The sequence below is a fragment of the Citrobacter sp. Cf116 genome, assembly GCF_030336505.1.
Classification (GTDB): domain Bacteria; phylum Pseudomonadota; class Gammaproteobacteria; order Enterobacterales; family Enterobacteriaceae; genus Citrobacter; species Citrobacter freundii.
The window spans coordinates 75,263-83,754 of the sequence record NZ_JAOWEQ010000028.1 but is presented as its reverse complement, the minus strand read 5'-3'; the positions used below and the strand labels follow the sequence as shown (position 1 = coordinate 83,754).

General features: G+C 52.5%; 8 protein-coding genes and 1 tRNA gene. 7 read left to right on the top strand and 2 right to left on the bottom strand.

Annotation, left to right across the window (positions count from 1 at the left end):
• Positions 1–125: 125 nt before the first annotated feature.
• Positions 126–201, top strand: a tRNA-Trp gene (locus OGV74_RS04045).
• A 99-nt stretch (positions 202–300) separates the two neighbouring features.
• Here OGV74_RS04045 and hdfR read toward each other — a convergent pair.
• Complete coding sequence (gene hdfR / locus OGV74_RS04040) at positions 301–1,146, bottom strand: HTH-type transcriptional regulator HdfR (protein ID WP_286520353.1); 846 nt, start codon at positions 1,144–1,146, stop codon at positions 301–303.
• A 106-nt stretch (positions 1,147–1,252) separates the two neighbouring features.
• On the opposite strand from hdfR, the gene maoP reads away from it, so the two are divergent.
• The gene (gene maoP, locus OGV74_RS04035) at positions 1,253–1,591 is read left to right on the top strand and encodes a macrodomain Ori organization protein MaoP (protein WP_003018025.1); all 339 of its coding nucleotides are present in this window, start codon (positions 1,253–1,255) and stop codon (positions 1,589–1,591) included.
• Positions 1,592–1,616: 25 nt separating this feature from the next.
• Here maoP and OGV74_RS04030 read toward each other — a convergent pair whose 3' ends face one another.
• Positions 1,617–3,137, bottom strand: coding sequence for a YifB family Mg chelatase-like AAA ATPase (locus OGV74_RS04030; RefSeq protein ID WP_048220131.1), 1,521 nt, complete (start codon positions 3,135–3,137; stop codon positions 1,617–1,619).
• A gap of 351 nt (positions 3,138–3,488) precedes the next feature.
• Between OGV74_RS04030 and ilvL the strand changes: the two genes are divergently transcribed.
• The 5 genes from ilvL to ilvD all read left to right on the top strand — a co-directional run bounded on the left by ilvL (position 3,489) and on the right by ilvD (position 8,490).
• The gene (gene ilvL, locus OGV74_RS04025; RefSeq protein WP_001311244.1) at positions 3,489–3,587 is read left to right on the top strand and encodes an ilv operon leader peptide; all 99 of its coding nucleotides are present in this window, start codon (positions 3,489–3,491) and stop codon (positions 3,585–3,587) included.
• 138 nt (positions 3,588–3,725) lie between these two features.
• Positions 3,726–5,372: an acetolactate synthase 2 catalytic subunit gene (ilvG, locus tag OGV74_RS04020; protein ID WP_086504706.1), complete on the top strand. Its 1,647-nt coding sequence runs from the start codon at positions 3,726–3,728 to the stop codon at positions 5,370–5,372.
• Complete coding sequence (gene ilvM, locus OGV74_RS04015; RefSeq protein ID WP_003018017.1) at positions 5,369–5,632, top strand: acetolactate synthase 2 small subunit; 264 nt, start codon at positions 5,369–5,371, stop codon at positions 5,630–5,632. The genes ilvG and ilvM overlap by 4 nt, the downstream gene beginning before the upstream one ends.
• A gap of 17 nt (positions 5,633–5,649) precedes the next feature.
• Positions 5,650–6,579, top strand: a complete 930-nt coding sequence (locus OGV74_RS04010) for a branched-chain amino acid transaminase (protein WP_003018014.1) — start codon at positions 5,650–5,652, stop codon at positions 6,577–6,579.
• Positions 6,580–6,639: 60 nt separating this feature from the next.
• A complete protein-coding gene (gene ilvD / locus OGV74_RS04005) occupies positions 6,640–8,490 on the top strand; it encodes a dihydroxy-acid dehydratase (RefSeq protein WP_003829028.1) in 1,851 nt (616 codons plus the stop codon).
• Positions 8,491–8,492: the final 2 nt, after the last annotated feature.

Here is an 8,492-nt window from a genome sequence, read left to right as displayed (position 1 = left end):
CGGTAGTTCAGTTGGTTAGAATACCTGCCTGTCACGCAGGGGGTCGCGGGTTCGAGTCCCGTCCGTTCCGCCACTTATTAGAAAATTAAGCCTGCTTAGTAGCAGGCTTAATGATAAGAAAATTTAGGGGCGTAGCTCAGTTGGTAGAGCACCGGTCTCCAAAACCGGGTGTCGCGAGTTCGAGTCTCTCCGCCCCTGCCAGAAACAATCCTTAGCATTCTTGCTAAGGATTTTTTTTATCTGCAATTTGCGCTGTGCCTTCCAGTTGTTTTATTCCCGGCATCCTTGCCCGTATTTTCTTTAATCTTCCAGAATATTCGTTCTCAGCAAGTCGCAAATCAGTGCATGTTTATCGCTGTTTTGCAGCCAAACTGCATATAACGGGCGCGAAAGGGTTGTACTGTCAGTAACCGTATGGAGATCGCTTTTACCTTTAGCCCAACTGACCGGAAGCCAGCTAAAGCCTCTAAGGACTGAAAGTTGCTGCCTGGCCAATTCTGCCGAACTGGTGGTGAGTACCGGCACTTCATCTCCCGCAATCAATCCCGCTTCGTGTTGCTGAAAGTCAGGTCCCCATTCCAGACGCAGATAATTCAGTTCATCCTTGGTTTGCGAAGGAGAACTGCAATAGAGCGCCAGCGTGAAATATCCCAACAGTTGGCTGCTAAATTCGTCCATTTTGGGCGTTTCGGTAGTAATCAGTAGATCAAGCTGTCGTTCATGGAGCTGTTTTACTAACGACTGTCGCTGAGCGATCCTCGCTTCAAACTGCAGGCTGGATTGCGGCTCCTGGGATTGGTACAAACGCCCCAGCCAGCCATTAAGCATGCATTCCCAGAGGGATGCGCTGGCACCAATAGAAAACTCGTTATGCCGCGAGGTATTCGCAACCTCCTTACGTGCGGCTTGCCACGTATTCATCAGCGTTTCAGCGTAAGGCAGTAATTTTTCACCTGCAGCGGTTAAACGGATATTGTTTCTGTGTCGGGTGAACAGGTTTACACCCAATTGATTTTCCAGTTGTCTGATCCGGAAACTAACCGCTGATTGGGTCAGATAGAGCGCTTCAGCAGCTCTGCCAAAGTGGCGTGTCCGGCTAACTTCCAGGAAAGTTTTTAACAATTCCGTATCCACAACTCGCCCCATAAAATTATTTGTCGTTATGATTTAAATCTTTTGTTTGACGCTCTGTCAAGCGTAACTAATACTCCGCGCCATAAATAGCTCGGCCAAAGAATTAGGAGCGTGCAGGATGGCGGAAAGCTTTACGACGACTAATCGATATTTCGATAATAAATATTATCCCCGCGGATTCTCCCGTCATGGTGATTTCACCATTAAAGAAGCACAACTGCTTGAGCGTCACGGTTATGCTTTCAACGAGCTGGATCTGGGCAAGCGTGAGCCGGTAACGGAAGAAGAAAAACTGTTTGTTGCGGTATGCCGTGGTGAGCGCGAACCGGTTACCGAAGCTGAACGTGTGTGGTCCAAATACATGACGCGCATTAAGCGTCCAAAACGCTTCCACACGCTGTCAGGCGGGAAACCTCAGGTGGAAGGTGCGGAAGACTACACCGAATCTGATGATTAATAAAAAAAGGGCGAAAGCCCTTTTTTTATGCCAGTAGTTTCTGCAAATGAATGAGTAATCTGTCTATCGCCCGATACCCAACAGCCTCCTGTAAGTGCTGGCGAGAGATATGGTCAGATTGCTCTATATCCGCGATCGTTCGAGCGACCTTTATCAGGCGTAACCAGGCGCGGATGGATAATCCGAGATGCGCGAGCGTTTCTTCAAGCCACTGTGCATCGTCGCTGCGCAGTGGACAGTATTTATGGATATCCTGACTGTCCAGATGCGCGTTTAACTTATTTTGTCGTCGATACTGACGATCTCGCGCTGCCATAACACGTTGCTTCACCGTTGCGCTGTCTTCCCCTTTTACCTGGTTCTGGCTGAGTATCCCGGGCGGTGGCAAAGGGATTTCGAGAGATAGATCGAAGCGGTCAAGAAATGGACCTGATAATCGATTGAGGTAGCGTAGCGTCTGCTCTGGGGTACAGCGGTTATGGTTCCCCTGATAATGGCCTGTTGGGCTGGGATTCATGGCGGCTATGAGTTGAAAGCGAGCGGGATAGGTGATTTTTGCTCTGGTGCGGGATAGATGTATCTGTCCGGACTCAATGGGTTCGCGCAGTGCATCCAGCGTGCGCCGCTCAAACTCGGGTAGTTCATCCAGAAATAGTATGCCGTTATGCGCCAGAGAGATCTCGCCAGGCGCAGGAATAGAGCCTCCACCGACCATGGCGGTTAAAGAAGCACTGTGATGCGGAGAGCGAAAAGGGCGTTGTTTCCACTGTTTCTGTAGCGTGTCGGAATTGACCAGACTAAGAATCGCGGCGCTTTCCAGTGCCTCATCGTTACTCAGTGGCGGAAGCAATCCTCTCAGGCGACTGGCCAGCATGGTCTTACCCGTACCCGGAGGGCCGATGAGTAAGAGGTTATGACCGCCAGCTGCGGTAAGCTCCAGCCCGCGTTTACCCTGTTCCTGGCCGATAACATCGCTCAGATCATCTGCTAATGCGCAGGGGGTAAAATCTGCCGATGATGGTTTGTCTAAATCATGCTTACCTTCGAGGAATGCGCATACTGCCTGTAGATGATCGGCTATCAGGCACCCTTCACCCTGTATTAGTCCAACTTCAGCTGCATTCTCTTTTGCGACAATAATTCTCCTCCCTGCGCGAATGGCTTCGGTTGCACTTGATATCGCACCGGGAACGCCGCGTAACGCGCCTGTAAGCGCTAATTCGCCTACCAGCTCATATGTATCGAGATTATGGGTAGTAAGCTGCTCAGAAGCGGCCAGAAGCGCAACTGCGATAGGTAAATCATATCGTCCCCCTTCTTTTGGGAGATCGGCCGGAGCGAGGTTTATGGTTATCTTCTTTGCCGGGAATTCATAACCGCTATTAATTACCGCACTGCGAACCCGATCGCGGGCCTCTTTTACCGTTGTTTCGGGTAATCCCACCATGGTTAAACCAGGCAAACCATTGCTGATATGTACCTCGATGGTAATGGCTGGCGCATTCACGCCCAACGCAGCGCGTGTGTGAACAATCGATAGTGACATAAGCCCTCCTGATGAAAGCATTATGTCGCAATACATCGCGGCAAGATTTCACATAATTACGGTTTTTAGAGGCTTATTCCCGTGTTTTTATGTAGCTCAACACTGATTGCATAAAGTCTGGAATAGCGCTCGCAAACGCTTTTGAATGGCGTTTTTAGTAGGGAATGGTTGCCGAGAATCACCTGAAACGTGAAATATTTTCACTTTTGATTTTTTGTTTAAAAAACAACGATATTTATCTAAACCGTTAACGTCGTCAGAAAAACGAATAAAAAAATATCTTGTGTAATTTGCAAATTCTATGGTAACTCTTTAGGTATTCCTTCGAACAAGATGCAAGAAAATACAAAAATGACAGCCCTTCTACGAGTGATTAGCCTGGTCGTGATTAGCGTGGTGGTGATTATTATCCCACCGTGCGGGGCTGCACTTGGACGAGGAAAGGCTTAGAAAACAAGCCTTAACGAACTAAGACCCCCGCACCGAAAGGTTCGGGGGTTTTTTTTGACCTTAAAACATACACGAGGAGCAGAAAGTGAACGGTAGCATAAAATTCTGTTTCTCAAGATTTACGGCGGGGATGTAACTATGAATGGGGCACAGTGGGTGGTACATGCGTTGCGTGCACAAGGGGTTCAAACCGTCTTTGGTTATCCTGGTGGCGCAATTATGCCGGTTTACGATGCGTTATATGACGGCGGCGTAGAACACCTGTTGTGCCGACACGAGCAGGGCGCGGCAATGGCAGCAATTGGCTATGCCCGTGCGACCGATAAAACCGGCGTGTGTATCGCCACTTCCGGGCCTGGTGCTACCAACCTGATCACGGGCCTTGCCGATGCACTGTTAGATTCAGTTCCTGTGGTGGCGATCACCGGCCAGGTGGCATCACCTTTCATCGGAACGGATGCGTTCCAGGAAGTGGACGTTCTGGGTATGTCTCTGTCCTGCACCAAACACAGTTTCCTGGTGCAGTCACTGGAAGAGCTGCCGCGCATCATGGCTGAAGCTTTTGCTGTGGCGAACTCCGGTCGTCCGGGGCCGGTTCTGGTTGATATCCCGAAAGACATCCAATTGGCCAGCGGTACGCTGGAGCCGTATTTTACGACAGTCAAAAACGTAGAGGTTTTCCCGCACGCTGACGTTGAGCAGGCGCGTAAAATGCTGGCACAAGCGCAGAAACCTATCCTGTACGTAGGTGGCGGCGTTGGTATGGCGCAGGCGGTCCCGGCCCTGCGTGAATTTATCGCGGTAACCCAAATGCCGGTCGCCTGCACGTTGAAGGGGCTGGGCGCAGTAGAGGCTGACTACCCATACTATTTGGGCATGTTGGGAATGCACGGCACTAAAGCGGCAAATTTCGCGGTGCAAGAATGTGATTTACTGATTGCAGTGGGCGCGCGTTTTGATGACCGGGTGACCGGCAAGCTGAATGCCTTCGCACCAAACGCCAGCGTGATCCACATGGATATTGACCCTGCGGAAATGAACAAGCTGCGCCAGGCGCACGTAGCATTGCAGGGTGATTTAAATTCTCTGCTGCCGGCATTGCAGCAATCGCTGAAGATTGACGCATGGCGTCAGCATAGTGCTGAACTGCGCACAGAGCATACCTGGCGCTATGATCATCCCGGTGAGGCTATCTACGCACCACTGTTGTTGAAGCAGTTGTCCGATCGCAAACCCGCGGACAGCGTAGTGACAACGGATGTTGGCCAGCATCAGATGTGGTCGGCGCAGCATATGACCTACACCCGCCCGGAAAATTTTATCACCTCGAGCGGCCTGGGTACGATGGGCTTTGGCTTGCCAGCAGCGGTTGGCGCGCAGGTTGCTCGCCCGAACGATACGGTAATCTGTATCTCCGGTGACGGTTCCTTCATGATGAATGTACAGGAGCTCGGCACCGTAAAACGCAAGCAGTTGCCGCTGAAGATAGTTTTACTCGACAACCAGCGGTTAGGCATGGTGCGACAATGGCAGCAGCTGTTTTTCCAGGAACGTTATAGCGAAACCACCCTTACCGATAACCCCGATTTCCTCATGTTGGCCAGCGCCTTCGGCATACCAGGTCAACACATCACCCGTAAAGACCAGGTTGAAGCGGCACTCGACACCATGCTGAACAGCGAGGGGCCATACCTGCTTCATGTCTCAATCGACGAACTTGAGAATGTCTGGCCTCTGGTACCGCCAGGTGCCAGTAACTCAGAAATGCTGGAGAAATTATCATGATGCAACATCAGGTCGCCGTTGAGGCTCGGTTCAATCCGGAAACGTTAGAACGTGTTTTACGCGTGGTACGCCATCGCGGTTTTCAGGTGTGCTCCATGAATATGGAAGCCGCTAGCGATGCGCAGAATATAAATATCGAATTGACCGTTGCCAGCCCCCGGTCGGTCGACTTACTGTTTAGTCAGTTAAGTAAACTGGTAGACGTTGCACATGTTGCTATCTGCCAGAGCACAACCACATCACAACAAATCCGCGCCTGAGCGCAAAAGGAAGAAAAATGACGACGAAAAAAGCTGATTACATTTGGTCTAATGGCGAGATGATTCGTTGGGAAGACGCTAAGGTTCACGTGATGTCCCACGCGCTGCACTACGGTACTTCTGTATTTGAAGGCATCCGTTGCTACGATTCTCACAAAGGGCCGGTGGTGTTCCGTCATCGTGAACATATGCAGCGTCTGCGTGATTCAGCCAAGATCTATCGTTTTCCGGTTTCTCAGAGCGTTGATGAGCTGATGGAAGCTTGCCGTGAGGTGATTCGTAAAAACAATCTGACCAGCGCCTATATCCGTCCACTGGTGTTTGTTGGCGACGTGGGGATGGGCGTTAACCCGCCAGCGGGGTACACCACTGACGTGATCATCGCTGCGTTCCCGTGGGGCGCTTACCTTGGTGCTGAAGCGCTGGAACAGGGGATCGACGCGATGGTTTCTTCCTGGAACCGCGTTGCGCCGAACACCATCCCTACAGCGGCTAAAGCGGGCGGTAACTATCTGTCTTCGCTGCTGGTGGGTAGTGAAGCGCGTCGTCATGGCTATCAGGAAGGTATTGCGCTGGATGTGAATGGTTACATCTCTGAAGGCGCGGGTGAAAACCTGTTTGAAGTAAAAGACGGCATTCTGTTTACCCCGCCGTTTACCTCCTCTGCACTGCCGGGTATCACCCGTGACGCGATCATTAAGCTGGCGAAAGATCTCGATATCGAAGTGCGTGAGCAGGTGCTGTCCCGTGAATCGCTGTACCTGGCCGACGAAGTGTTCATGTCCGGTACCGCGGCCGAAATCACCCCAGTACGCAGCGTCGATGGTATCCAGGTGGGCGAAGGCCGCTGCGGTCCGGTCACCAAACGCATCCAGCAGGCCTTCTTTGGCCTCTTCACCGGTGAAACGGAAGATAAATACGGCTGGTTGGATCAGGTTAATCAATAAACATAAATTTGGGACGGCACGCACCGTCCCAATTATTAGACAGACGGGAGTTAATCAAGCATGCCTAAGTATCGTTCTGCTACCACCACCCACGGCCGCAATATGGCGGGTGCCCGCGCACTGTGGCGCGCCACCGGGATGACCGATGATGACTTCGGTAAACCGATTATCGCTGTGGTGAACTCTTTTACCCAGTTTGTGCCGGGTCACGTCCACCTGCGCGATCTCGGTAAACTGGTTGCCGAACAAATCGAAGCCTCAGGCGGCGTGGCGAAAGAGTTCAACACCATTGCTGTGGATGATGGTATCGCCATGGGGCACGGTGGCATGCTGTATTCACTGCCGTCGCGCGAGCTGATCGCCGATTCAGTGGAGTACATGGTTAACGCCCACTGCGCCGATGCGATGGTCTGCATCTCTAACTGCGACAAAATCACCCCGGGGATGTTAATGGCCTCTTTGCGCCTGAATATTCCGGTGATCTTTGTTTCCGGCGGTCCGATGGAAGCCGGGAAAACCAAGCTCTCTGACCAAATCATCAAGCTCGACCTGGTTGATGCGATGATTCAGGGCGCAGACCCGAAAGTCTCCGACTCACAAAGCGAGCAGGTTGAACGTTCCGCCTGTCCAACCTGCGGCTCATGCTCTGGGATGTTCACCGCCAACTCGATGAACTGCCTGACCGAGGCGCTGGGCCTGTCGCAGCCGGGTAACGGTTCGCTGTTGGCGACTCACGCCGACCGTAAAGAACTGTTCCTCAACGCAGGTAAACGCATCGTCGAGCTGACCAAACGCTATTACGAGCAGGATGATGCCTCCGCCCTGCCGCGCAACATTGCCAGTAAAGCGGCGTTTGAGAACGCCATGACGCTGGATATCGCCATGGGCGGCTCCACCAACACCGTTCTGCACCTGCTGGCAGCCGCACAGGAAGCAGAAATCGACTTCACCATGAGTGATATCGACAAGCTGTCCCGCAAAGTCCCACAGCTGTGTAAAGTGGCGCCGAGCACGCAGAAATACCATATGGAAGATGTGCACCGCGCAGGTGGCGTACTGGGTATTTTAGGCGAACTGGATCGTGCCGGACTGCTGAACCGCGACGTGAAAAACGTGCTGGGTCTGACTCTGCCGCAAACGCTTGATCGGTATGACGTGATGTTGACCAAAGACGACGCGGTGAAAAAAATGTTCCGCGCCGGACCGGCGGGCATCCGTACCACCCAGGCGTTCTCGCAGGACTGCCGTTGGGATACGCTGGATGACGACCGCGCTGAAGGCTGCATCCGCTCGCTGGAACATGCTTACAGCAAAGATGGCGGTCTGGCTGTCCTGTACGGTAACTTTGCGGAAAACGGCTGTATCGTAAAAACTGCAGGCGTGGATGACAGTATCCTGAAATTCACCGGCCCGGCAAAAGTGTATGAAAGCCAGGACGATGCGGTTGAAGCAATCCTCGGCGGTAAAGTGGTGGCTGGCGACGTGGTTGTCATTCGCTACGAAGGGCCGAAAGGCGGGCCAGGCATGCAGGAAATGCTCTACCCAACCACCTTCCTGAAATCGATGGGCCTCGGCAAGGCTTGTGCGCTGATTACCGATGGTCGTTTCTCCGGTGGTACTTCGGGGCTTTCCATCGGTCACGTTTCTCCGGAAGCGGCCAGCGGCGGTAATATCGCGATTATCGAAGATGGTGACATGATTGCCATCGATATCCCGAATCGTGGCATTCAACTGCAACTGAGTGATGCGGAAATCGCTGCGCGCCGTGAAGCGCAGGAAGCTCGCGGTGACAAAGCCTGGACGCCAAAAGATCGTCAACGTCAGGTCTCCTTTGCTCTGCGCGCCTACGCCAGCCTGGCAACCAGTGCCGACAAAGGTGCGGTGCGCGATAAGTCGAAGCTCGGGGGATAATG

Coding starts and splice junctions, on each gene's coding strand:
- hdfR (WP_286520353.1), bottom strand. CDS start 1,146: ATGGGGCGAGTTGTGGATACGGAATTGTTAAAAACTTTCCTGGAAGTT.
- maoP (WP_003018025.1), top strand. CDS start 1,253: ATGGCGGAAAGCTTTACGACGACTAATCGATATTTCGATAATAAATAT.
- OGV74_RS04030 (WP_048220131.1), bottom strand. CDS start 3,137: ATGTCACTATCGATTGTTCACACACGCGCTGCGTTGGGCGTGAATGCG.
- ilvL (WP_001311244.1), top strand. CDS start 3,489: ATGACAGCCCTTCTACGAGTGATTAGCCTGGTCGTGATTAGCGTGGTG.
- ilvG (WP_086504706.1), top strand. CDS start 3,726: ATGAATGGGGCACAGTGGGTGGTACATGCGTTGCGTGCACAAGGGGTT.
- ilvM (WP_003018017.1), top strand. CDS start 5,369: ATGATGCAACATCAGGTCGCCGTTGAGGCTCGGTTCAATCCGGAAACG.
- OGV74_RS04010 (WP_003018014.1), top strand. CDS start 5,650: ATGACGACGAAAAAAGCTGATTACATTTGGTCTAATGGCGAGATGATT.
- ilvD (WP_003829028.1), top strand. CDS start 6,640: ATGCCTAAGTATCGTTCTGCTACCACCACCCACGGCCGCAATATGGCG.